Source organism: Acidithiobacillus sp. (assembly GCF_027322205.1).
Classification (GTDB): Bacteria; Pseudomonadota; Gammaproteobacteria; order Acidithiobacillales; family Acidithiobacillaceae; genus Acidithiobacillus.
In genome coordinates this window covers 42,435-66,765 of the sequence record NZ_DAHVHY010000004.1, presented here as the reverse complement: position 1 = coordinate 66,765, position 24,331 = coordinate 42,435, and the positions used below count along the sequence as shown (strand labels likewise).

Genomic DNA, 24,331 nt, shown 5'->3' with positions numbered 1-24,331 from the left:
GCCCCATTCTGTCCGGGCCACCTTGAACAAGTGAGAAAGGAGCGCCAAGTGCAGACGGATAGTATTGCTGCCCTTCCCTTCCTCTTCCATGTCGCGCATGGCCTGCGCAACATCCTTGCCACGCACCGATGACATATATAGATGTGCGGTGGGGCGGCGCTTCCATTGTTTTATATAGTCCACTTCCCGCCTGCCGCCCTTTTTAGTGGGTACCACCTCCAGAAGGTAGCGATCCAGACATTCGGAAAGTGTTGTGCCCTCAGATTCTGACCGGTCCCGCCAAACCCCGCGCGTCATCTCAGACTCGATGACCACAGACCAAGCTTCGGCCTCCTTGCGGGTTCTGAAGGTTTGGTACTGAGGCGGGAAGCCGCGTTTTCTGACAGACGCTTTCCAGCCAATGTGCTCCCCTTCCCTATCGTAGCTTGGTGTAATTGACGCCATTTCTCACCTCTAAAGCCAGCTTGACTCTGACTTCAGTGTGCTGCAATTACGCTGCAAATTCAAATTGGCAAAGAACAGGGGCCAAGCCTTAAAGCTTAACCCCTTGTATTCATTGGCGGAGAGGGTGGGATTCGAACCCACGTGGGGTTGCCCCCCATCCGATTTCGAGTCGGCGCCGTTATGGCCACTTCGGTACCTCTCCGTGGGGGCATACAGTAATCTTTCCCGACGCTGACGGCAAGCGTGCGCGGTTGTCGGCAAATGCAGCACAACGCTACAACGTAGCGCCGTCGTTACGATCCTTGGCACTGATGAACTGGCGCTTGAGGACGTGCTCCCGCTTCAGCCCCAGCCACAGCGCAATCGGGCTCGCGACAAAAATGGAGGAATAAGTACCCACCACCACGCCGATAACCAGCGCCGTGGCAAATCCGTGAATCACCGGTCCACCGAAGAGGAAGAGCGACAGGGCGACTATGAAGGTGATGAAACTGGTAATGACCGTCCGCGATAGGGTCTCGTTGATGGCGACGTTGAAAATCTGTGCCACATTGCCACTGCGGGACGCCCGCAGATCCTCACGCATACGGTCGAAAACCACCACCGTATCGTTGAGCGAATAGCCCATGATCACCAGCAACGCCGCAATCACGGTCAGGGAGAATTCTTCCTGACTAATGGCGAAAAAACCCACCACCAGGATCGGATCGTGGAGCATGGCGAGCACACCGCCCACAGCAAAACGCCACTCGAAGCGAAACCCCACATAAATCAGAATGCCGAGGGTCACGATGATCAGCGCCATGATCCCCTTATTCCGCAATTCCTTACCCACCTCCGGGCCAACATATTCCGTGCGGCGCAACTGCACATCTGGATACTTTACCTGATCTTTCTGAAATACCTGCAAAATCTTGTTACTCACCGCGCTGCTCTCACCGGGTACGGTGCGCAAGCGAATCAGCAGATCGCGATCCCCACCGAAGGTCTGCACCACCGCATCATGAAATCCAGCCTGCGCGAGCGTCCCGCGTACGGCACCCAAATCCGGCGTCTTGCTGAAGGCCAGTTCCACCAGCGTGCCACCGGTGAAATCGATACTGTAGTTCAGTCCGCGCACCAGAAAGATGGCGACAGAAGCAATAATCAGCAGAGCGGACACCCCCAGAAAAATCCAGCGTCTGGACATGAAGTCTACATGGGTACGGGCTTTAAAAAGTTCCATTGCTGCCTCAGATGTAAAGCTTTTGCACACGCCGCTTACCGAGGGCGAGTTCGATGATGCCACGACTCATCATGGTCGCGGTAAACATGGACGTGATCACCCCGATAGTCAGTACCAGCGCGAAACCCTTGATGGCTCCGGTGCCAAACTGGAAGAGCACCAGTGCGGCGATAAGTACCGTGACATTAGAGTCCACAATGGTCGCAAAGGCCTTCTTAAAGCCAGCGTCGACAGCAGCACGGGTACTCATACCATGTCGTAATTCCTCGCGGATGCGCTCGAATACCAGCACGTTGGCATCCACTGCCAGGCCAATCTTCAGTACAATACCGGCAATACCCGGCAGAGTCAGGGTACCACCCATCAGGGAGAGCACCGCCAGAATGGCCAGAATATTCACCAGAATGGCGAGGTCAGCAATCAAGCCAAAAGCCCGGTAATATACGGTCATGAAGAGTACGACGAACACCATACCGAAAACCACGGCCATCACCCCGTCATGGATGGAGTCCTGGCCCAGAGTCGGGCCAACAGTGCGCTCTTCCGAAATATGAACGGGTGCGGGTAATGCGCCAGCCCGCAATTCAATCGCAGCATTACTGGCGTCCTTCAAACTGGAGAATCCGGTAATCTGGGCCCGGCCCCCCGTAATGGCTTCACGGATCACTGGCGCAGTGACCACCTTGTTATCCAGCAAAATAGCCATGCGCTTGCCAACATTTTTGGTAGTCAGATCACCGAAGATACGGGTTCCCACATTGTTAAAACTGACATTAACGATGGACTGGCCGCTATTGTTGTCCACCCCCGCGCTGGCATTGCTGAGATAGCGACCCGTAAGCACCGTATCCGTGTAAAGCACATAAGGCGCACCATGAACGCCGTAAAACAGGGCAGTACCGGGAGGCAAATCACCTTTGAGCGCAGCCGCCATGTTGGCCTGATCATCCACCATCTTGAATTCGAGCTGAGCGGTGGAACCGATAATGGATTTGGCGCGCTGGGTGTCCTGCACACCAGGCAATTGCACGGCAATGTGCTCAGCGCCCTGACGCTGGATGACCGGCTCTGAAACGCCCAGTTCATCAATACGATTGCGAATAACGACGATGGCCTGTTGCAGCGCATCGTCCTTCATTTTCTTGGCGGCATCGGGGGTAATACTTACGCCTAACACCGCGTTAGGCTGCAGGGTGATGGCATAATCGGGGTAATGCCCGGCGATAGCCTTTTGCGCCTGCGCCGCGACTGCGGTATTTTCCATCTCGATGGCGAGACTTTGCGGCCCGGTCATGTTGACTGCCAGATATTGCAGATTCTGGTGGCGGAGGAAGGTGCGCAAGCTGCCGCTGTCCTGCTCCAGAGCATGTTTGATAACGGCATTGGTGTCGACACGCAGCAGGAGGTACACACCGCCGCGCAGATCAAGACCCAGATTGACGGGCTTGCCACCGAGACTGCTTAACCAGTCCGGCTCTGCCGACATCTGCGAGAGAACTACCTGGGCATTGGTCGGGAGTTTACGTTGCAGTAACGTTTCGGCCAGGCCCTGGGCATCATCGTTGGGGAAAAAGAAAGTGCTGCCCTCCTCATCCGAGTCGACGCGAGTGACCGGAATTTTAGCCACTTGCAGCCAGTCCTGCATCGTGGCCACCGGCGGCAGGAGGGTCCCCGCGGGAGCGCGTACCTCTACGGCGGAGTGCCAGCCATAGAAGTTGGGCAGCGCGTAAAACAGGGAAGGCAATACGACTGCGAGGATAATCAGGTACTTCCACCAAGGATAACGGGTCATGAACGAGCCTTTACAGTTTTTTCAATGTCCCTTTGGGCAACAGTAACATCACTGAGACCCGCTGAACTTTTACAATGACCCCTTCAGCAATTTCAAGTTGCAGATAATCCTCACCCACTTGCATGATCCGCCCGGCCAGGCCACCCTGAGTGATCACCTCGTCGCCCTTGGAGATTGCCGAAATAAGCTGGCGTTGAGCTTTCGCCTTTCTCATCTGCGGACGGATAAGCAGAAAATAAAAAATAGCGAAAATGACAAGTAGCGGGACGATCTGCATGAAAATGGAATCTGAACCACCCCCTGCCGCAGTTCCGGCATAAGCATTGACAATAGGCGAAAAGTTCATATGCACTCCAAGTCAGGTTCGCGGGTCGCCATTGTAGCCTTTAGGCATCAACTAGGGAACCAGCGCGACGACGAAGGTAGAAATCCTCTGTAAAAGCACCCACGCGACCGGCATCAATAGCTTCCCGCAGCCCCGCCATCAATTCCTGGTAGTAGTGCAGGTTATGCAGGGTATTCAGGCGTGCGCCGAGGATTTCATGACTGCGCTGTAAGTGACGCAAATAGGCCCTGCTATAGTTCTGACAGGTGTAGCAGGCGCATTGTGGGTCCGGCGGTAGCGCGTCTTTCTCATAACGGGCGTTGCGCAGCTTGAGAATACCATCATGGGTAAAAAGCCAGCCATTGCGGGCATTGCGGGTCGGCATGACACAATCGAACATATCTATGCCGCGACACACCCCCTCCACCAGATCCTCGGGCGTGCCGACGCCCATAAGGTAACGGGGCCGGTCTGCGGGCATCTGCGGCATAAGATCTTCCAGCACCTGCATCATTTCCGCCTTGCTCTCCCCCACCGAAAGTCCGCCGATAGCAAGACCTGGGAAATCCAGTCGCTGCAATCCCGCCAGAGAACGCTGACGTAAATCTCCATACATTCCACCCTGGACGATGCCGAAGAGCTGACCCGGCCCGGTGTAAGAGGCACGGGAGCGCGCCGCCCAACGCAGAGAAAGCTCCATGCTGACACGGGCTTCTTCGTAGGTGGCAGGATGGGGCGTACATTCATCGAAGACCATAGCGATGTCCGAACCCAGCGCCGCCTGAATCTGCATGGACTCTTCCGGCCCCAGAAAGACCTTGTGGCCATCAGTGGGCGCGCGGAACTGCACACCCGCCTCCGTCAACCTGCGCAGCGCGCCCAGACTGAAAACCTGGAAACCGCCCGAATCAGTGAGGATGGGCCGATCCCAGTGCATCATCTTATGGAGTCCGCCGACCGCACTGATGACCTCCAGACCGGGACGCAGAAAGAGATGAAAGGTGTTACCGAGGACAATCTCGGCCCCCAGGGTCTTCAACTCCTCGGGAGACATGGCCTTGACGGTGCCATAGGTACCCACCGGCATAAAGGCAGGCGTCTGAATATTACCGCGGGGCAGACGCAGAACACCGCGTCGTGCCGCGCCATCGCGGGCCAGCAACTGATAAATACCCATCACTGTCCGACCCGAGGGAAAATCAGCATCGCATCTCCATAACTGAAAAACCGATAGCTCGCTGCCACCGCGTGGCGATAGGCAGCGAGCATGCACTCCATGCCGGCAAAGGCACAAACCAGCATGAGCAGAGTGGATTCCGGGAGGTGAAAATTGGTCAACAGCCCGTCAATCACCTGAAAGGTCTTGCCGGGATATATGAACAGGCGAGTCTCCCCAGTGTAGGGCCGCAGCATACCATGCTGAGCCGCTGTCTCCAGCGCCCGGCAAGCCGTGGTGCCCACCGCAATCACCCGCCCGCCCCTCGCCTTCGCGGCGGCAACGGCTGCCACCGTCGTCGCGCTGACCTCCATGGTTTCGGCATGCATGGGATGCTTGGTAATATCCTCGCTACGCACCGGGAGGAAAGTCCCGGCACCGACGTGCAAGGTCACGAAGGTCCGCTCAACACCGTGCGCCGCGAGGGCGTCCAGCAGCTTCGCATCGAAATGCAATCCGGCGGTGGGTGCGGCCACGGCACCAGGATGTGCCGCATAGATGGTCTGATAGCGCTCCCGATCACTGGCCTCAGGCATCCGCCGGATGTAGGGCGGCAGGGGCATACTCCCTTCAGCTTCGAGAATGGGTAACCACTGGGCATCCGCAGACAGGCTCAGACGGACGTCCATGCCATCCTTTTCCTCTACCGTGGCCACGGCACCACCCGGCAAATGAATGGGCATGCCAGACCGCAGAGCCTTGGAGGATTTCGCCAGAAACCAGCCCTCCCGGACATTGAGCAGTCGGTCGAGCAGTAGTTCCACCGCGCCACCCGTCGCTTTGCGGGCCTGCAAACGTGCGGGAAGCACCCGGGTGTCGTTAAGTACCAGCAGATCCCCGGGCTGAAGCAGGCTGGGCAGATCGCGTATCCGCGCATCTTCCCAAGCACCTCGACGACCATCAACGATGAGCATGCGCGCGGCACTGCGTTCCGCGAGCGGGGCCTGAGCAATCAATGCGTCAGGCAGTTCATAATAAAAATCACTTTTCTGCATGGAAAATATCAGGAAAACCAGTCGGATTCAGGTTGGTCAAGATGCGGGATCACTTGCACCAGCGTGATGCGTGGGCCATTTTTGCGCAAGACTACCACGTCGAAGTCGGTAAAAGCGACCCGCTCCCCTTCTTCCGGGACTCTTTCGAGCTGGCGCATGACCAGACCACCGATGGTATCTGCGGTCTCTTCGTCAATATCGATGTGGAGGCTGCGTTCCAGGGAATACAGCGAGAGACTGCCAGAACCCACCCAACTGCCATCGAGGCGTCGCCGCCACTCCTGACGCTGGTGGCGGAATTCATCGGGGATGGCCCCAAGCAGGCTTTCCAGCACATGATCCAGAGTGACAAAGCCAGTGATGGTCCCGAGGTCATCCACCACCAGCGCAAAATGCGGGTGCCCGGAGCGAAAATGTGTCAGCAGATCCATGGCTGGTAATGCCTTGCCTACGGAGGGTAGCGGACGCAGAAGTTGCCTCATGTCACCCAGGTCGGGGCGCCTTGACAGTGCCGCAAAAGCATCCTTGACGTGGAGCAATCCGACGACATGCTGGCGATCTCCCTCACACACCGGATAGCGGGTAAAGCGATGGCGCATCATCACCTGGCGGATTTCCTCGGGGCTATCTTCCAGCATCAGACAGACCATCTCGGCAGCAGGACGCATCAAATCGCCCGCTGTCAGCTCCGTAAAATCCAGGGTGCGATCGAGGATGTCTCCAGTGCGTTGACCGAGGGTGCCTTGCGCCTGACTGAGGGCCAAGATCATCGCCAGTTCATCGCGGGAATGAGGTGCATCACCGGCATGCTGATCCACCCGTAGCGCAAAGAGGCGCAACACAATGCGGGTCGCGCCATTGAGCACCCAGATCGCCGGGTACATCAGCCAATAGAAGGCATAGAGGGGTGCACCGGTCCACAGAGACACCGCCTCCACCTTGCGGATCGCCAGAGATTTGGGCACCAGTTCCCCAATCACAATGACAACAAAGGAGATTAGAGCAAAGCCGACGGCAAAAGAAACGGACTTCAATAATGTGTGATCGGTCATCCCAAAAATCCTGAACAGGGGTTGGAGCAAACGCGCGACGGTGGGTTCACCCACCCAACCGATACCCAACGACGCAATAGTAATACCGAGTTGCGTGGCAGAGAGATAAACATCCAGCCGCCGATGCATCCGCATTAGAATGCGCCCGCGCAATCCATACTCCTGGGCCAGAGTACGGGCATGGGTACTGCGTAATCGCACCAGCGCAAATTCTGCCGCAACAAAAAAACCATTCAGCAGAATCAGCAGGGCTGCCAGCAGCAGCCCGTTGATCTCATGCACGGGAGACCACTCCCGCCCGCCCGTGGCGGGGGTGTCGTTCAGTCATCACTGGTGATGAGTTGCTCCAGCCCAGCAAAACTCTGCACTACATCGTTGGTCTGAATGGGCGCCCCCAGTTGTCGCGCTATCTGGCTGATGGAAAAAACACCGCGAATCTCTTCACCGCGGGGCGTTTTCTCACGCACCAGGGCATGCTGACGCCCCGTCTTGCGCAGGGTGAGGACGACATCTCCCACGGTAGACCGCTCCACTTCAGCGAAATCGAGTACATCAATCTGACCCAGAGGCACCATGATATCCTGCACCTTGATGGAGTCCCGCATGACGTGGTTTTCGGCAGCCAGTTTGACGGGCTTTTCACCCATGAGGTCACGGGCGGTGGCCAGGCCGATCAGCGTACCGAAGTCATCCAGCACAAAAAGCATACGAACACCCGCATGAATCATGCGTTGCAGGGCCTGATCAATAGTAGTTTCCGGCTTCATCGTCACAGCGGGTACCCGACTGAGGTCGGTCATACTTTTGATCGCCATGTCACTGGGCGTCACGGTCAACGGTATCCCATTATCAAACATGCAGATACGCGTGTCCGGCTGAAGTCCATAACGTTGTAATGCACGGAATCTTGTCATTTCATTATCTCCGTAGTTGAAAAATGGCGGGAAAACATGCTGCTGTCCAAGCACAGCGCAAATCAGGGGGCTGCAAGAGCGACAAAGCCGCGCTCCAGATCATCGCGAAGATCATCAGGATGCTCCAGACCGACACTGATCCGCAACAACCCATCGCCAATCCCCGCCGCTGCCCGTGCTTCAGGACTGACCCTGCTGTGGGTCGTGCTGGCAGGGTGGGTAATGGTGGTCTTGGCATCCCCGAGATTAGCGGTCAGGGAGAGCAGGCGCAGGGCATCCACAAAGGCCCACGCCGCTGTCTGGCCGCCACGCAGATCAAAAGACAGAATGGCACCCGGCAGGCGTTGCTGGTGCGCCGCCAAGGCTTGCTGGGGATGGCTCTTGAGGCCCGGATAATAGACCTGTGTCACCTCCGGCCGTGCCTCCAGCCATTCGGCAATCTGCTGGGCATTGGCGCAATGACGCTCCATACGCAGCCCAAGAGTCTCCAGGCCTTTGAGCTGCACCCAGGCGTTGAAAGGACTGAGACTCGGACCCGCCGTACGCACGAAATTACGTGGCCCGCTATTGAGCAGTTCGGTACTGCCGCAAACCGCCCCGCCCAGGGTTCTCCCCTGCCCGTCCAGATACTTGGTGGCGGAGTGAACAACCAGATCGGCACCAAACTTGAGGGGCTGTTGCAAGGCCGGGGTACAGAAACAGTTGTCCACCACCAGCCAGGCATCATGGGCATGGGCCAGATCTGCCAAGGCCTGCATGTCGCCAACCTCGGTCAGCGGATTAGAAGGTGTTTCGAGGAAGAGCACCCGGGTATTGGGACGCAATGCGGCACGCCAGGCCCCCACATCCGCCAGCGGCACAAAGCTGGTCTCCACCCCGAAGCGGCCGAGAATATTACTGAGCAGTTGCACCGTCGTACCAAAAATAGAGCGGGAGGCGACGATATGATCGCCCGCCTTGAGCATCCCCATGAAGACGGTCAGGCAGGCGGCCATGCCAGAGGCCGTGGCGACACAGGCTTCTGTGCCCTCCAGCGCCGCCAGTCGCTCTTCAAAAGTACGCACCGTAGGATTGGTGAAGCGCGCATAGACATTCCCCGGCGCCCGTCCGGCAAAGCGCTCCGCGGCCTCTTCTGCCGAGTCAAAAACAAAGCTGGAAGTCGGGAAGATGGCCTCGCTGTGCTCCTGTTCCTCGGTGCGGTGGATGCCGGCCCGGATGGCGAGGGTTTCCGGGCGCAGTTGCACTGCCCAGCCAGGGTTGGAATCCTTGGGGTTCATCGCAGCTCCTTGATCAGATGCAATTGCCGCGAGCCGTGTCCTTCCGGCGTCGGCAAGGGGTAGTCATCACTGAAACAGGCATCGCAAAAACCCTGTTCACGCCCGCCCACTGCCTCATACAGCGCCCCCAGACTGATGTAACCCAGGCTGTCGGCACCAATGATTTTGCGCACCTCTTCTATACTGTGCTGGGCGGCAATGAGCTGAGAGCGCTCCGGGGTATCAATGCCATAATAGCAAGGTCCGATGGTAGGCGGCGCGCTGACCACAAAATGCACCTCGCGCGCGCCGGCAGCCCGTACCAAACTGACAATCTTAGCGCTGGTCGTACCGCGCACAATAGAATCATCCACCAGGATCACTCGCTTGCCCCGCAGGATGTTGGGCTGGGCATTGAGCTTGACCTTCACCCCGAAATCGCGCCCGCGCTGTGCCGGTTGGATGAAAGTGCGTCCCACATAGTGGTTACGGATCAGACCCAACTCGAAGGGCAGACCGGAAGCCTCCGCGTAGCCCATAGCCGCGGCGACACCGGAATCAGGAACGGGCACCACCAGGTCTGCCTCCCGCGGATGCAGACGTGCCAGCGCCTGACCGATGCGTTTGCGCGCCGAGTACACATGGATACCATCGAGCACACTGTCCGGACGGGCGAAATAGATATATTCAAAGACGCACATGCGCCGACCGACGGGCACAAAAGGCTTGCGGCTCTCGATACCCTCTTTGGAAATAATGATCAGCTCGCCCGGCTCGATGTCGCGAACGAATTCCGCCCCCATGAGGTCAAGAGCGCAAGTCTCAGAGGCCAGCACAAAGCCACCCGAGTCAATCAGTCTTCCCAGTACCAGTGGCCGAAAGCCCATGGGATCCCGCACCCCAATCAGCCGGCTCTCCGTCAGACAGACCAGCGAATAGGCGCCGGAAACCTGCCGCAGTGCTGCTGCCAGGCGAGTACCCGTATCATCGCCCGGCACCCGTGCCAACAGATGCACGATAACCTCGGTGTCCATATCCGTGTGGAATATAGCCCCTTCCCGCTCCAAGCGGGTGCGGAGTTCAGCCGCATTAACCAGATTACCATTGTGACCGACGGCAAAGGCGCCATGGCGATAATTGATAAATACCGGCTGGGTATTCCGCAGTACGGAACCCCCTGCAGTGGAATAGCGCACATGACCGATTGCCTGTTCACCGGGCAGCTTGCTGATCTGCTCCAGCCCGAAGACATCGGCCACCCGCCCCATACCGCGCTGCACATAAAGCTTGCCCTGATCGCCAGAAACAATACCCGCCGACTCCTGCCCCCGGTGTTGCAGGGCATAGAGGCCGAGATAGGTCAGATTGGCGGCTTCCGGATGACCAAATACACCAATGACCCCGCATTCATCATGAAAATGATCGTCATCCACGATATGCTGCATCATATTGTCATTTTGCAATTTTTTGCGACTCCAAATAGGACACGGCAGGTGCCGTCAACAATTGCGACCAGTGTTTCACCGGCTCCTGTGCCAACCAGGAATTCTCCCACCAAGGAGACTGGGACAAAGCCGAGGACTGCACCAAGGTGACCACAATGGCAATCAGCACCAGTCCCCGCAAGAAACCAAAGAAAGCCCCCAAAAAGCGATCCGTCGCCCCGAAACCAATGCCATATAATAGCTTACGGACCAGGAAAGCGCACAGAGTACCAACGATCAGACAAGCAAAAAAAAGGATAAAAGAAGCCAGCGGCACCTTCCAACCTGCTGGGATCTGAGACGACAACCGGGGCGCCAGCCAACTTCCGCCCCAATTCCACGCCACATAAAATCCGCCAACCCATGCCACCAGTGAAAAAAACTCGCGCACCATTCCGCGGAAAAGCCCCCAAAGAGCGGACAGCACCACCAGACCCATGGTAGTGACATCTACCCAGAACATCATGCCGGGTCACTCTGCAGCCACGCCATGGGCAACTGCTTGACGAGGTGAAAGGAACCGAAACAGAGCAGAATATCGCCACCCGCCAGAGTCGTTTTCACCGCCTCCAGGGCCTGTTCCATGTCGACATCTACAGACACCATTATCGCATTCATTCCCTCCAGCATGTCGCAAAGCTGCGCCGCCGCAGCCGCACGTGGCGTATCGGTGATCTCCAGCACATGCCAGGCATCCACCCAGTGCAACAGTGGCGCGAGCGTCCCGGCCATATCTTTGTCAGCAAGCATACCGACAATGGCGTGACAACGCGCAGCACCTTTTCGCGCGGCCAGCAATGTCGCCAGTTGCCGCGCCGCTTGGGGGTTGTGGGCGACATCCACCAGCAGGTCAGGGCCGCCCTGACCCCAGGGCTGGCGCCACTGGCAGCGTCCCGGCAACTCCGGCGCCTGCGTCCATGCGGAGATCGCCGTATCGGGCACCGGCAGCTTCGCTTCCAACAAGGACAGTGCTGCCACCGCCAGAGCCAGATTAGCCCATTGTGCCGGCGCTGCCCACAAGGGCGCAGGCACCTGTTTCTCCTGCCCGAATCCTGACCACTTCCCGAGCAGAGGATCAATACGAAAGTCCCGCCCCAACTGCTGCAAGGGTACGTCAGCGCATATCGCCGCTTCCAATACCGAAGCGCAGGGGTCTTCCATATCCCCATAGAGGGCAGGCACCCCGCGACGGAAGATACCCGCCTTTTCCCGACCGATGGACGCGCGATCGGACCCCAGCCAGTCCTGATGATCCAGGTCCACGGTGGTTACGATGCTACAATCAGGGGTAAAGGCATTGACCGCATCCAGACGTCCCCCCAGGCCGACTTCCAGAATCGCCACATCGACTCCGGCAGCCAGCATCATCCGCACCGCAGCGAGGGTCGTTATCTCAAAATAGGTGAGCGGAATCTGGTGTGCTGCGTCGGCTATTTCTGTAAGTAGCTGATGCCATAGGAACTCGGGTGCAGGTCTACCATCCAGCCGCAGACGTTCGGTAAACTGCCAGAGGTGCGGACTGGTATAAGCGCCAACGCGATAGCCCGTCTGGCGATAGAAGGCCTCCAGATAAGCCACCGTGGAGCCCTTGCCATTGGTGCCCCCCACCAAAATCACCGGCATGGGCAAACGTGCGGGAATCTTCAGTGCCGCCAAAGCATCCAGCATCCGCTCCAGACCCATGGCGATTTGCTCGGGCGGCCCGGCAAGTTCAACGACCCGGTCACTGAGGGTATCCGGCAAAGACGCCATCGGTCGCCAGCGTGCCCGGCTCTTAATGCGCACTCTCGGCATGAGTCAGCATCCCCAGCATCTCGCTCACTACCGTGCGCATCTGGCGACGATCGACAATCTGGTCAATGGCGCCGTGCTCCAGCAAATACTCTGAGCGCTGAAAACCCTCCGGCAGCTTTTCACGGATGGTCTGCTCGATCACCCGTGGTCCGGCGAAGCCGATCAGTGCCTTGGGCTCCGCAATCAGGATATCCCCCAAGGTGGCCAGACTGGCAGAAACGCCGCCCATAGTCGGGTCGGTGAGCACCGAGATGAAGGGCACCCCTGCCTTGGCCAGTCGCTCTACGGCGGCGGAAGTCTTGGCCATCTGCATCAGCGAAAAGAGCCCCTCCTGCATCCTGGCCCCACCGCTGGCACTGAAGCAGACCAGTGGACAACGTTCCGTCAGCGCTGTCTCCGCCGCCTTGGCAAAACGGGCACCCACCACCGAGCCCATACTGCCACCCATAAACTCAAAGACAAAAGCGGCGACTACCACCGGACGCCCTTCGAGGAGTCCGCGCATCACCACCAGGGCATCTTTCTCCCCGGACTTGGCCTGGGCCTCCTGCAGACGATCCTTATAGCGCTTCTGATCCTTGAAACGCAGGGGATCCACGGGAACATATTCCTTCGCGATCTCCAGGCGGGGCTCCGTATCAAGGAAGAAATCCAGACGCTGCCGGGCACTGATCCGCTGATGGTGTCCGCAATGGGGACAGACGAACAGGTTCTCCTCCAACTCTGTACGATAGAGCACCGCCTGACAGGTGGGGCACTTGGACCACAGACCCTCGGGTACGGTGCGCTTATTTTCGGTTGCACTGGGGGTCTCTATGGACGCTTTTTTGATTTTGGGCGGCAGCACCCGATCAAACCAGCTCATGCACTTCTCCTTTCCGTTGTTCGCACGGCCTGGGCCAGGGGCTTGATGAAGCGGATGGCCGTCGCAACGGCTTCCTGATCCGTCGCACATTCCGCCAGTTGATCGACCAGTGCACTGCCTACGACCACCGCGTCGGCGCTGGCCGCCACCTGCGCCACCGTCGCCGCATCACGAATGCCAAAACCGATGGCGACAGGCAGGCCCAGTTGCTGACGCAGGTTCTGTACCCGTTGCAACACTGCTGCCCAGTCCGCCTGGGCTGCGCCGGTAATGCCGCGCAGAGAGACATAATACACAAAGCCACTGCCCATACTGCGGACAGTCACCATGCGTTCCTGGCCGCTGGTCGGCGCCAGCAGGAAAATGGGATCAATACCGCACTGCTGGAGGGCAACGGCTTCGCCGCGCCCCTCCTCCGGGGTCAGATCCACCAAAATGACCCCGTCCACCCCCGCCGTCGCGGCGGCCTCAGCGAACGGGGTGATGCCCATGGCTTCCACCGGATTCAAATACCCCATAAGGATGATGGGCGTGTAGCTGTTGGTCGTGCGGAATTCGCGCACCCACTCCAGAACCATACGCAGCTTCACTCCCCGCGCCAGCGCCCGCTCACTGGCGCGCTGGATGCTGGGACCATCGGCCATGGGGTCGGAAAAGGGCATCCCCAGTTCGATGGCATCGGCCCCGGCAGCGACCAGCGCGTGCATCAGGGGCACGGTCGCGGTCAGCGAGGGGTCACCCGCCGTCATAAAAGGAATGAGGGCGGCACGACCCGCATTCTGTAGTTGAGCAAACAGCCCGGCCAGACGACTCATAAATGAATACCCTCAAGAGCGGCGACGGTGTGAATATCCTTATCGCCTCGCCCGGACAGGTTAACAATAATGGTTTGATCAGAGCGCATGGTCGGCGCCAGACGGAAGGCATGGGCCAGTGCATGGGCGGTTTCCAGTGCCGGAATGATGCCCTCGGTGCGGCACAGGCGATGGAAGGCGGCCAGCGCTTCTGCATCGGTAGCGGCCACATATTCTGCCCGCCCGCTATCCTTCAGATAAGCATGTTCAGGCCCCACCCCCGGATAATCCAGCCCCGCCGAGATGGAGTGCGTCGGCAGTATCTGGCCGTCCTCATCTTCCATCAGGTAGGTCCGGTTACCATGCAGCACCCCTGGACGTCCGGTGGTCAGAGGGGCTGCGTGTTGTCCAGTGCTGAGACCCAGACCACCCGCTTCGACCCCGATCATCCGCACCGCCTTATCTTCGATAAAAGGATAAAATAGGCCGATGGCATTACTGCCTCCCCCCACGCAGGCGATCAAGCAATCGGGGAGTCGCCCCGTCAGTTCAAGGCACTGGACCCGCGCTTCGTCGCCGATGACCCGGTGGAAGTCCCGCACCATGACCGGATAAGGATGCGGTCCCGCCGCCGTTCCGATCACATAAAAAGTGCTTTCGACATTGGTTACCCAATCACGCAAAGCTTCGTTGAGCGCGTCTTTGAGGGTACGGGTACCACTGCTGACCGCCGTCACCTGCGCACCCAGCAAACGCATGCGAAACACATTGCTGGACTGGCGCTGGATATCCTCCTCGCCCATATACACTAGGCATTCCATGCCATAGCGAGTCGCGACCGTCGCGGTGGCGACGCCATGCTGTCCTGCGCCCGTCTCGGCGATTACCCGTTTTTTGCCCATGCGCCGGGCGAGCAAGGCCTGACCGACGGCATTATTGATTTTGTGCGCACCGGTGTGGTTGAGATCTTCCCGCTTGAGGTAAATCTGCGCACCACCCAGTTCCTTGGAGACGTGCTCCGCATGATAGAGCGGGTTGGGACGACCGACGAACTGGCGCAACTCACTGTGCAGCTCGGCACGAAACTCAGGATCCCGTTGCGCCTCCTGGTAGGCATGTTCCAGTTCCTCCAACGCCGGAATCAGGGTTTCTGCAACAAAACGCCCGCCATAAGGACCATAGTGCCCGGATGCGTCCGGCAAAGCATAAGTTCCCATGTTCTCTCCCTCAGATACTGCGCACCCGCGCGACAAACTGCGCCATTTTGTCATGATCTTTGCGTCCGGGCGACAGTTCCACCCCGCTGCTCACATCTACCGCATAAGGCCGGGCGATAGCGATAGCTTCGGCAACATTCCCGGCATTCAAACCGCCGGCTAAAATCCAGGGTTTACCCAAATCCGGCAGTTGCCACCAGTTGAAGCTCTGGCCCGATCCGCCCCACACTCCCGGCGCTGCACAGTCCAGCAGCAACCCTTGCGCGTCATGATAAGCATCCACCACTGGTCGCAAATCTTGCGCTGCCGTCACCCGCAGTACCTTAATATAAGGTCGGCCAAAATTGCGACAGAAGGATGGCGATTCATCACCATGAAATTGCAGGACATCCAAAGGGCACCACTGCAGAGTAGCTGCCACTTCAGCAGTATCCGCGTTGACAAAAAGGCCGACGCGCGTAATGAAGGGCGGCAAGGCCGTGAGAATTTCCTGGGTACACGCAGCATCCAAGGCCCGCGGACTTTTACGGTAGAACACCAGTCCGATGGCATCCGCACCGACGGCCGCCGCTGCGCGCGCGTCCTCTGCATTTGTGATACCGCATATCTTGATACGCACCATCGGTACATTCTAACACCGCGGCATGCAGAAAGCATGAGTGCAGCCATTCGGTCGCGCCCGTTACACCCCCATCAAGAAACCGGCATCCACCGCATCCACCGGCAGCCCGAACTCCGCAGGATAACGCGGCGCTACAAAATAGAGACCGCTCGGCGGGGCCGTAACGCCAGCTTGGCAGCGATCGCGGCGGGCCAGCACCTCCGCTGCCCAGTCCACGGGTCGGTCGCCTCTGCCAATGGCAATCAGCACCCCCGCAAGATTACGCACCATATGATGCAGGAAACCGTTAGCCTCGGCATCAATGGCAATCAGATCGCCCCGGCGAGTGACCTGAAGTTGACACAAATTCCGTATGGGACTTTTAGCCTGACAGGCAGAGGCGCGAAAGGCGGAAAAATCATGGATACCTACCAGAGTTTGCGCTGCTGCCTGCATGGCTTGCACATCCAAAGGGCTATATATCCAGGCGGTGTGATTCCGCCATAGTGCGGATTTTTCACGACGATTGAGAATCACATACCGATAACGCCGCGCCGTGGCGGAAAAACGGGCGTGGAAACGGTCCGGGACGATCCGGGCCCAACGCAGAGCCACCCCTTTGGGCAGGAAGGTATTGGCGCCACGTACCCAGGCCTCGGGGGGACGCACGACCGGGCTGTCAAAATGCACCACCTGACACAGGGCATGCACCCCCGTATCGGTACGCCCGGCGACGATAACGGTGACCGGACACTGGGCCACGCGACTCAGCGCTGTTTCCAGAACACCTTGTACGCTTTCCTGATTCAACTGCCGTTGCCAGCCACAGAATCCATTGCCATCATATTCAAGCCCCAAGGCCCAGCGAGTACCGGGCCTTGGCACGACTAATTCCACTTCCAAACCCGGTTAAAAACTTTTCAGCAACTGCCTGGCTTCTTCCTGTTGAGCGCTGCTACCTTCCTGAGTCACTTCTTCGAGCAGATCGCGCGCTGATTCGCTGTCTCCCATTTCCACATAGGCCTTGGCCAAGTCGAGCTTGGTGCCGACTGCATCCCAATCCGCAACATCCATGGTAGCAGATGGTTCCCCGGTATCAGGAAATTCCGCTGGTGTGGCGTTAGAAGCGGGCAGAGCGGGCGTGGATGGCTCATCATGCCGGGTCAAGCCGAACAGGGGCGCGACCGATGGAGATTCCCGCGCTGCAGACGATTCTTCTGATTTTGAATCGATATCCAGCGTCCCATTGGTTCCGTGTATCTCATCCATCAACCGGAACTGCTCGTCAATGTCTTGCAGAAGCCGGGCTTTTTCCTCCGGCGGGAATGCGCTTTCTTCTGCCGCTGCAGTCGGCTCCACAGGGGCATGGTCAAAGTGGAAATCCAGCATATCCAAGGGAGCGTGTGCCGCGGACTCTTCCACGGGCTCAGCAGGCAACGATATCTCAGTAACAGGCTCGGGAACTGTCGCCGTCGTCTCCGCGGAGGCGGCAAAGAGCGCATTACCGGGAAAGAGCCGGACCCCTTGTGCAGCCACTTCCTGCCACGCAGCATTATGCGGTCCGAAACGCCCCCGCATGCGCTCAGCGAGGTCCAGATACTCCTCATGGCGATCCAGGTTGGCATAAATATCGAGTAGTTTGACGTACAGTTCCTTACGCCGCGGATTCTCTTCGAGAGCTTCATTGAGTACGATGACTGCTTGTTCTGCCTTACCGTAGGTCAGGTAGAGATCGGCTTGTTCAAGCGGATCGACTTCGGCACCCGTGTATGCATTTTTGGCACTTTCCGGATACTCTGCAGATGGGGCAAGATCTGACAGAGCATCGAGTGCGGGTACGCCGACCACGGTAGACTGAACATTCGACGGCGGCGATACAACGAGAGGAGGCGCTGCACTAAGCACCGGCATGGGAGACTGGGGTTGGGACCCCGCCCCCTTAGGTGCAGGTGCCGCACTCAAAGTAGAAACCCGCTGCGAAATCTCGCGCTGACGCCGTTCCGCCTCTTTTTGACGACGCAGCATCCAGAGAAACAAAATCAACAGAAGAATATTGCCACCTAACGATATGAGCAACGGAATATTACTGAAAAGACTGCTGTTACCTGTCGCCGTCCGTGAAAGGGTCGCGAGTTGTGCCCCCTGACTGGCCAACAGACGCTCCTCTGCACTCAGACGCTGGCCCAGGCTGGCCACCTCCGCCATCAACTTTTGATTATCATCACGAAGCACAGCAACCGGCATCGGCACCTGCAACTGACCGGCGCTGGCAGCGGACACCACGCTGGCTACGGAAGCAGTCACCACTGCCGCAGGCGCACTGGAAAGCACCAGATGCGTCGCGTTACCAGCGGATTTTACCGCTGATACGACCGATGCAGAAACGGCACCTGATGAAGGTATTGCAGTCGGCGCAGCAGGCGTAGTAGCGACAACAGGCACGCCGCTCCCAGCACGCTGGGCGGACAACCAAGCGCTGGCCTGTGCCGGTGAAGCGGACTGCACCTGCGCCAGACCAGGCACCGTCAGGATGCTCCCGGCATAGAGGTACGCAGGATTACCACCCTTGAAGGCTTGCGGGTTAGCCTTCACCAGAGCGGCCATGACCTGGTCGAGGGTGACCGCATTATTGCGTGTAATATATTGGGCAATCTGGAACAGAGATCCATTGGCGGGCACCGGACCATAACGACTTACCTTGGACCAACCATGATAAATAGGTGCAGGTGCTGCATGACGGATGGGCTGCGACATTGTCGGAAATGCCGACGAGGTACCAGACGGAGGAACAGGTGCAACTGATCGCAGCGTGGGAGCCAAGCTATTCCCGGCACTATATGCAGCGTATTCGCGTACCATCTGTCCACCCGACCAATCGAGCTGCACCAGGAAATGCAGCGCAGGCTGGTTCAGCGGTAGTGGACTGCTGATCAATATAGACGGTCTGTTACCACTTCGCACCGTAAAATGCCAGTGATCCAGTGCGCCCGCCTTGGGAAGATTGATCATTGCGAAGGCGCTGGCAGGTGCCAGACCGGCACTGAGGCTAGCTTCACTTTGCGGGTTCAGCGACTGTATGGAAATTTCTGCACGGAAAGGCTCTCCCGGTGCCGAAAGCACTTGCAACTCGCCAAGTCCCAGCGCCTGCGCCATACCCGGCAAGAGGAGACCCATGCCAGCCATGGCCCACAACCAGTTCTTCTTGTCCATCATTATCTTCCTCATTTTGGTAACAGAAGCGCAGTTCGGCAAGCTTATGGTTGCCAATAACGTCTCTATAAATAGTCGCGAATCAGCAACTCTGCAATCTGTACACTGTTCAGCGCCGCCCCTTTGCGAATATTGTCAGCCACTACCCAGAAATTGATTCCACGTTCATGGGAACAATCGCCGCGAATGCGACCCACATAGGTGGCATCCTGCCCTGCCGCATCCAACGCTGAGGGCCAGGCAGCAGTGCTGCGATCATCGACAACAATGACGCCTGGTGCCTTTTCCAACAACGTGCGGACGGTCTCTGGCGTAATCAACTCGCGGGTTACTATGTTGACCGCTTCGGAATGACCGTAAAACACGGGTACCCGCACACAAGTGGCAGTCAGCGCAATGTCCGAAATCTCCAGGATCTTACGGGTCTCCCAAAGCATCTTCATCTCTTCCTTGGTGTAGCCGTTATCCTGAAAAACATCTATTTGCGGTAGGCAGTTGAAGGCGATCCGCTTGGAAAACACCTCGGCAACGCCCTCTTCATGACGGAAAATCGCCAGGGTTTGCTGCCCCAGTTCTTCAATAGCCCGCCGGCCCGCACCGCTGACCGCCTGATAAGTCGCCACCACCACCCGCTCGATACCTGCCGCATCGGCAATAGGCTTGAGCGCCAGCAGCATCTGGATAGTCGAACAATTGGGGTTGGCGATGATACCGTGGCGCCGGTAATCGGCAACCCGCTGCGGATTCACTTCGGGCACCACCAACGGGATTTCATCGTCATAGCGGAACTGAGAGGTGTTGTCGATGACTACACACCCCGCGGCCACCGCCTTTGGAGCATACTCTGCGCTGACCTTGGCACCGGCAGAAAACAGCCCGATATCGGCTTGCGACCAGTCGAAAGTCGCCGCATCTCGCACCAGAACCTGCTTGCCCGTGAAGGGCAGGCGCCCACCCGCCGAATGGCTGCTGGCCAGCAGATAGAGTTTATCCACCGGAAACTTCCGCTGCTCGAGAATCTGCAGCATGACCTCACCGACAGCTCCGGTAGCTCCCAGAATAGCCACGTTGTATCGTGATTTTTGCATCTGCGTATCAATCCTTCAGGTTCAGGGCGTTGACCACCGCGGCACCCATGGCTTTGGTGCCAATTACCGGCGTCCCCGGCGCTGCAATATCCGCCGTGCGCAAGCCCTGATCCAGCACTCGCTGCACCGCCGCTTCCACTCGCTGCGCCCAGGGTTCGGCGTTGAGGGAATGCCGCAGCATCATCGCCACCGACAGAATCGTGGCCAGGGGATTCGCCTTGTCCTGCCCGGCTATGTCCGGCGCCGAGCCATGAATAGGTTCATACATCGCCCGACCTTCACCCAGTGAAGCCGAGGGCAGCATCCCGATAGAACCGGTCAACTGACTGGCTTCGTCAGAAAGAATGTCACCGAACATATTGCCGGTCAGCAGCACGTCGAACTGTGCCGGGGCACGGATCAGTTGCATAGCGGCATTATCCACATACATGTGGCTGAGCTGCACATCGGGATAGTCCCGCGCCACTTCGGTGACCACCTCGCGCCACAGACGCGTGGCCTCCAGGACGTTGGCCTTGTCCACCGAGCACAGCTGCCTACGGCGTCCCTGGGCGGCGCGGAAGGCCACATGGGCGATACGGCGGATTTCATCCTCGTCATAGACCATGGTGTTAAAGCCGCGGCGCTTGCCGTCGACCACTTCCAGACCGCGCGGCTGACCGAAGTAGATGTCCCCGGTCAGCTCGCGCACCACCAGGATATCGACATCACGTACCAGCTCCGGGCGTAGCGGGGAAGCATCCAGCAACTGCGGAAAAATCTGCGCTGGGCGCAGGTTCGCATAGAGGTCCAGGCCTTTGCGCAGGCGCAGCAGTCCCTGTTCCGGACGTTTGGCGGGTGGATACGCGTCCCAGCGGGGGCCGCCCACCGCGCCCAAAATGACCGCATCCGCCTCCATGGCCAACTGCAAAGAGGCTGCCGGCAAGGGATCATCGCTGGCGTCCAGCGCGGCCCCGCCCACTGGGCCTTCGCTACAGCGCAGGCCCAGGTAGGCGGCCTGATCCACGGCATCCAACACTTGCCGGGCAGCCGCCACGATTTCCGGACCAATGCCGTCACCGGCGAAGATGGCTATTTTTTTCATACCAGATCCTTTTTCATCACGACGCGAATAATAAAAGGGTTTTCCGTCCCCGGATGGGGGTTTTCGGGAATATGGGTAAAGGGATAGACCCCGGCACCAAGGCCGTGGGCATCGGCATTGACGATGGCCTGGTCTTCCGGGGTGGCCGTTTCCGGCTTACGCAGAGTCAGGCGCAGCCCCGCCGCGCCTTCGCGCTCCCGGGCGGCTTCCACATACATGCGCCGAGTAATCTCGGCGTGCAGCACCCGAAAGAAACGCACCACGGTGTCGGCATCCACGCCAAAGCGCACCTGCAATCCGGCCCTTGCCGCCAATTGCTGGGCGCTGACGCGCGGCATGTCCCGGAGGAAGTCACCACCCCGCGCCGTCTCCAGCAGAATCCGACGCAGCTCGGGATTTTCCGGCAACAGACCGAATCCGTTGTAGTGCAGAACAAAAAGGGGCTCCGGTAAGGGGAGCTCCGCCACCCGATCCTGCGCCGGGATACCCGCATCTATCACGACTCCGCTGGACGGGGCGACAGGCTCCATCTTGCCCCGCAACCAATTCCACATAACCGCTCCGGGTTTTCCTCAGGAAAGAATTGTGGAAGGATAGCATAGGCATTGCCAGCAAGGCACGACACCCGTGAACCCGTCCATCAGCACCCCGGCACCCATATACACACCCAATGCGCGGAACGCACAACAACAGCTGCCGGTCACCGGAATCATTCTGGCCGGTGGCGCCGGTCGTCGCATGGGTGGTGCGGATAAAGGCTGGCTGAACTGGCAGGGAAATCCCCTGATCGAGCGGGCCATCGCCATCCTGCACGGGGATTGTACCGACATCGTCATCAGCGCCAACCGCAATCTGGAGCGTTATGCACAATGGGGGTATCCGGTCGTCTCTGATCTGACGGCAGATTTTCAGGGTCCGCTCATGGGCCTGGCCGCCGGAATGCATGCCGCGACGCAAGCCTGGGTAGCCAGCATCCCGGTAGACGGTCCCTATTTACCCCAGGATATCGTGCGCCGCATGTGGCAGGCCAAAGGCGGACATGACCTCGTGGTAGTGCGCAGCGCCAAGCATTGGCACGCTGTCATCTGCCTGTGCCGCTGCGATCTGCTGCCCCAGCTACAGCGTTATCTGGACGGCGGCGGGCGGCGAGCGCAAGGCTGGTTCCAGGACATTCCTTTTGCCGCTCTTACCCTGTCGGCCGACCTGCTGCGTAACTGCAATCATCCAGAGGATATGACATGAAAACGCTCGGTGTGGTAGGATATAGCGGTAGCGGTAAGACCACCCTGCTCTGCGCCCTGATTCCCCTGCTGCGCGGATATGGACTGAAGGTCGCCGTCGTCAAGTCGACCCATCATGATGTGGACTGGGATGTACCGGGAAAAGACAGTTACCGTTTACGGGAGGCAGGTGCAGATACCGTATTACTGCAGGGTCCGAAACGCTGGTTTATGAGCACACCTGCTCCGGCAGAAGTCAGCCTGGAGACCATCAGCGCCAGCCTGCAACCACTGCCAGACCTTCTCCTGATGGAGGGGAACAAGGCACTGGCGGTGCCGAAAATCGAAGTGCACCGGCCAGGTCTCGGGCGTCCCCTGCTTGCGGCAAATGACCCCTGCATCATGGCCGTGGCGACAGATAGCGTTCTGGACATTCCCGGCGTTCAACTGGACCTGAATGCGCCGTCCGCCATCGCGCAATTCATCCGGCAATGGATAAAAAAGGAAGATTAAACATGGCTCACTGTTGTGGTGGTAACGAACATGATTCCCTGGCTAAAAGCGTCGCCGATGCACGGGATGCCATCCTCGCGGCCAGCCTGCCGGTGCAAGGTACCGAAAATATCCATCTCGTCCATGCGCTGGGACGGGTACTGGCCACTAACATTCACGCCCCAGCCAACGTGCCTGCCTGGTCCAATTCGGCCATGGATGGCTACGCCCTGCGCAGCATGGACGGCGATGCCGTACGACGCATCATCGGCCAGTCTTTTGCCGGGCATCCCTTCAAGGGGCATGTCGGTGCCGACGAGTGTGTACGTATTATGACCGGCGCCGTGGTCCCGGAAGACGCGGATGCCGTACTCGTTCAAGAGCAGGCAGAAGTCCACGCTGATCAAGTCACTCCGCAGGCGATCAGCAGGACGGGAGCGAATATCCGCCAGTCCGGTGAGGACCTGCAGGCCGGAGCCCTGGCCCTTGAAGCCGGAACCTGGCTGCGTCCCGCCCAAATCGGGCTGCTCGCCAGTCTGGGCGTTGCTGAACTCGCCGTGTATCGCCGTCTGCGGGTCGCATTTTTCTCTACCGGCGATGAGTTACGCCCATTGGGCGGCGCGCTGGGTCCAGGACAAATCTACGACAGTAACCGTTATGCCCTGCACGGCATGCTGCAACGCCTCGGCTGTGAAATTCTCGATCTCGGCCGTATCGCCGACGATCCTGAGCAGCTCGAACAGGCACTGCACAACGCCGCAACCATGGCCGATATGGTGATCAGCACCGGCGGCGTCTCGGTGGGCGACGCCGACTACATCGCCGAACTCCTCGGCCGCTTCGGCACCATCAATTTCTGGAAAATAAACATGAAACCAGGGCGTCCTCTGGCCTTCGGACAACTGGGCGATGCCATATTTTTTGGTCTGCCCGGCAACCCTGTTGCCACCGTGGTGACGTTTTACCAGTTCGTACGTCCCAGCATCCTCAAGCGCATGGGCAAAACGACACCCTGGACCGCTCCGCTGCTACGGCTTCCTTTGGCAGAAGATCTCAAGAAGAAGGGGGGACGCACCGATTTCCAGCGCGGTCGGCTGCTGCAGACCCCCACTGGACTACAGGTGACGGGGATTGGTCAGCAGGCCTCGCATATTATGAGTGGACTGGCCCATGCCGACTGCCTGATCATTCTCGCGGCCGAAGCGGAGCATGCCAAGGCCGGCAGTCTGGTCGATGTACAGTTGCTGGAAGGGCTCGTCTAGG

At 58.7% G+C, this 24,331-nt stretch carries 23 protein-coding genes, 1 tRNA gene and 1 pseudogene; 3 read left to right on the top strand and 22 right to left on the bottom strand.

Translation table 11 applies throughout. The annotated features are described in order from the left end of the window. The 22 genes and pseudogenes from M7F93_RS01680 to M7F93_RS01575 form a co-directional block, all read right to left on the bottom strand. Positions 1–297: pseudogene (locus M7F93_RS01680) on the bottom strand (site-specific integrase); the annotation flags it as partial. A gap of 260 nt (positions 298–557) precedes the next feature. Next, positions 558–646 (bottom strand) — tRNA-Ser (locus M7F93_RS01675). Positions 647–718: 72 nt separating this feature from the next. Then, positions 719–1,669 (bottom strand): protein translocase subunit SecF, encoded by a 951-nt coding sequence (gene secF / locus M7F93_RS01670; RefSeq protein WP_298168058.1) that lies wholly within the window; start codon positions 1,667–1,669, stop codon positions 719–721. Positions 1,670–1,676: 7 nt separating this feature from the next. Then, positions 1,677–3,461: a protein translocase subunit SecD gene (secD, locus tag M7F93_RS01665; RefSeq protein WP_298168055.1), complete on the bottom strand. Its 1,785-nt coding sequence runs from the start codon at positions 3,459–3,461 to the stop codon at positions 1,677–1,679. 10 nt (positions 3,462–3,471) lie between these two features. Then, positions 3,472–3,807: a preprotein translocase subunit YajC gene (gene yajC / locus M7F93_RS01660; RefSeq protein WP_298168052.1), complete on the bottom strand. Its 336-nt coding sequence runs from the start codon at positions 3,805–3,807 to the stop codon at positions 3,472–3,474. A 40-nt stretch (positions 3,808–3,847) separates the two neighbouring features. After that, entirely contained in the window at positions 3,848–4,963 is a 1,116-nt protein-coding gene (tgt, locus tag M7F93_RS01655) for a tRNA guanosine(34) transglycosylase Tgt (protein ID WP_298168049.1), read from the bottom strand. Beyond that, positions 4,963–5,997 carry a tRNA preQ1(34) S-adenosylmethionine ribosyltransferase-isomerase QueA gene (gene queA / locus M7F93_RS01650; protein ID WP_298168046.1) on the bottom strand — a complete coding sequence of 345 codons (1,035 nt, stop codon included), beginning with the start codon at positions 5,995–5,997 and terminating at the stop codon, positions 4,963–4,965. Before queA ends, tgt begins: the two co-directional genes overlap by 1 nt. 8 nt (positions 5,998–6,005) lie before the next feature. Beyond that, a complete protein-coding gene (locus M7F93_RS01645) occupies positions 6,006–7,331 on the bottom strand; it encodes a hemolysin family protein (protein ID WP_298168043.1) in 1,326 nt (441 codons plus the stop codon). A gap of 38 nt (positions 7,332–7,369) precedes the next feature. Next, positions 7,370–7,963 (bottom strand): CBS domain-containing protein, encoded by a 594-nt coding sequence (locus M7F93_RS01640; RefSeq protein WP_298168040.1) that lies wholly within the window; start codon positions 7,961–7,963, stop codon positions 7,370–7,372. A gap of 62 nt (positions 7,964–8,025) precedes the next feature. Beyond that, a complete protein-coding gene (locus M7F93_RS01635; protein WP_298168036.1) occupies positions 8,026–9,240 on the bottom strand; it encodes an O-succinylhomoserine sulfhydrylase in 1,215 nt (404 codons plus the stop codon). Continuing rightward, positions 9,237–10,664: an amidophosphoribosyltransferase gene (gene purF / locus M7F93_RS01630; protein ID WP_366144654.1), complete on the bottom strand. Its 1,428-nt coding sequence runs from the start codon at positions 10,662–10,664 to the stop codon at positions 9,237–9,239. Before purF ends, M7F93_RS01635 begins: the two co-directional genes overlap by 4 nt. A gap of 7 nt (positions 10,665–10,671) precedes the next feature. Continuing rightward, on the bottom strand, positions 10,672–11,169 hold the full coding sequence (locus M7F93_RS01625; protein WP_298168030.1) for a CvpA family protein: 498 nt from the start codon (positions 11,167–11,169) through the stop codon (positions 10,672–10,674). Continuing rightward, a complete protein-coding gene (locus tag M7F93_RS01620; protein WP_298168028.1) occupies positions 11,166–12,497 on the bottom strand; it encodes a bifunctional folylpolyglutamate synthase/dihydrofolate synthase in 1,332 nt (443 codons plus the stop codon). The genes M7F93_RS01625 and M7F93_RS01620 overlap by 4 nt, the downstream gene beginning before the upstream one ends. Continuing rightward, positions 12,478–13,362: an acetyl-CoA carboxylase, carboxyltransferase subunit beta gene (gene accD, locus M7F93_RS01615; RefSeq protein ID WP_298168025.1), complete on the bottom strand. Its 885-nt coding sequence runs from the start codon at positions 13,360–13,362 to the stop codon at positions 12,478–12,480. Before accD ends, M7F93_RS01620 begins: the two co-directional genes overlap by 20 nt. Continuing rightward, complete coding sequence (trpA, locus tag M7F93_RS01610) at positions 13,359–14,177, bottom strand: tryptophan synthase subunit alpha (RefSeq protein WP_298168023.1); 819 nt, start codon at positions 14,175–14,177, stop codon at positions 13,359–13,361. The genes accD and trpA overlap by 4 nt, the downstream gene beginning before the upstream one ends. Continuing rightward, positions 14,174–15,373, bottom strand: a complete 1,200-nt coding sequence (trpB, locus tag M7F93_RS01605) for a tryptophan synthase subunit beta (RefSeq protein ID WP_298168020.1) — start codon at positions 15,371–15,373, stop codon at positions 14,174–14,176. Before trpB ends, trpA begins: the two co-directional genes overlap by 4 nt. 10 nt (positions 15,374–15,383) lie before the next feature. Next, positions 15,384–15,995, bottom strand: coding sequence for a phosphoribosylanthranilate isomerase (locus tag M7F93_RS01600; protein WP_298168017.1), 612 nt, complete (start codon positions 15,993–15,995; stop codon positions 15,384–15,386). A gap of 60 nt (positions 15,996–16,055) precedes the next feature. After that, on the bottom strand, positions 16,056–16,871 hold the full coding sequence (truA, locus tag M7F93_RS01595; protein WP_298168014.1) for a tRNA pseudouridine(38-40) synthase TruA: 816 nt from the start codon (positions 16,869–16,871) through the stop codon (positions 16,056–16,058). Between the two features lie 12 nt (positions 16,872–16,883). Beyond that, positions 16,884–19,187, bottom strand: a complete 2,304-nt coding sequence (locus M7F93_RS01590; RefSeq protein ID WP_298168010.1) for a motility hub landmark protein FimV — start codon at positions 19,185–19,187, stop codon at positions 16,884–16,886. 62 nt (positions 19,188–19,249) lie between these two features. Continuing rightward, on the bottom strand, positions 19,250–20,272 hold the full coding sequence (locus M7F93_RS01585; RefSeq protein WP_298168008.1) for an aspartate-semialdehyde dehydrogenase: 1,023 nt from the start codon (positions 20,270–20,272) through the stop codon (positions 19,250–19,252). Positions 20,273–20,279: 7 nt separating this feature from the next. Continuing rightward, positions 20,280–21,356, bottom strand: coding sequence for a 3-isopropylmalate dehydrogenase (leuB, locus tag M7F93_RS01580; protein ID WP_298168005.1), 1,077 nt, complete (start codon positions 21,354–21,356; stop codon positions 20,280–20,282). Beyond that, the gene (locus M7F93_RS01575; RefSeq protein ID WP_298168002.1) at positions 21,353–21,910 is read right to left on the bottom strand and encodes a hypothetical protein; all 558 of its coding nucleotides are present in this window, start codon (positions 21,908–21,910) and stop codon (positions 21,353–21,355) included. Before M7F93_RS01575 ends, leuB begins: the two co-directional genes overlap by 4 nt. Positions 21,911–21,983: 73 nt before the next feature. Here M7F93_RS01575 and mobA point away from each other — a divergent pair, with 73 nt between their 5' ends. From mobA to moeA, 3 genes are read left to right on the top strand one after another with little or no spacing between them, the layout of a single operon-like run. Then, a complete protein-coding gene (gene mobA, locus M7F93_RS01570) occupies positions 21,984–22,598 on the top strand; it encodes a molybdenum cofactor guanylyltransferase MobA (RefSeq protein WP_298167999.1) in 615 nt (204 codons plus the stop codon). Then, positions 22,595–23,089 (top strand): molybdopterin-guanine dinucleotide biosynthesis protein B, encoded by a 495-nt coding sequence (gene mobB / locus M7F93_RS01565; RefSeq protein WP_298167995.1) that lies wholly within the window; start codon positions 22,595–22,597, stop codon positions 23,087–23,089. Before mobA ends, mobB begins: the two co-directional genes overlap by 4 nt. Positions 23,090–23,091: 2 nt before the next feature. Beyond that, on the top strand, positions 23,092–24,330 hold the full coding sequence (gene moeA / locus M7F93_RS01560; protein WP_298167992.1) for a molybdopterin molybdotransferase MoeA: 1,239 nt from the start codon (positions 23,092–23,094) through the stop codon (positions 24,328–24,330). Position 24,331: the final 1 nt, after the last annotated feature.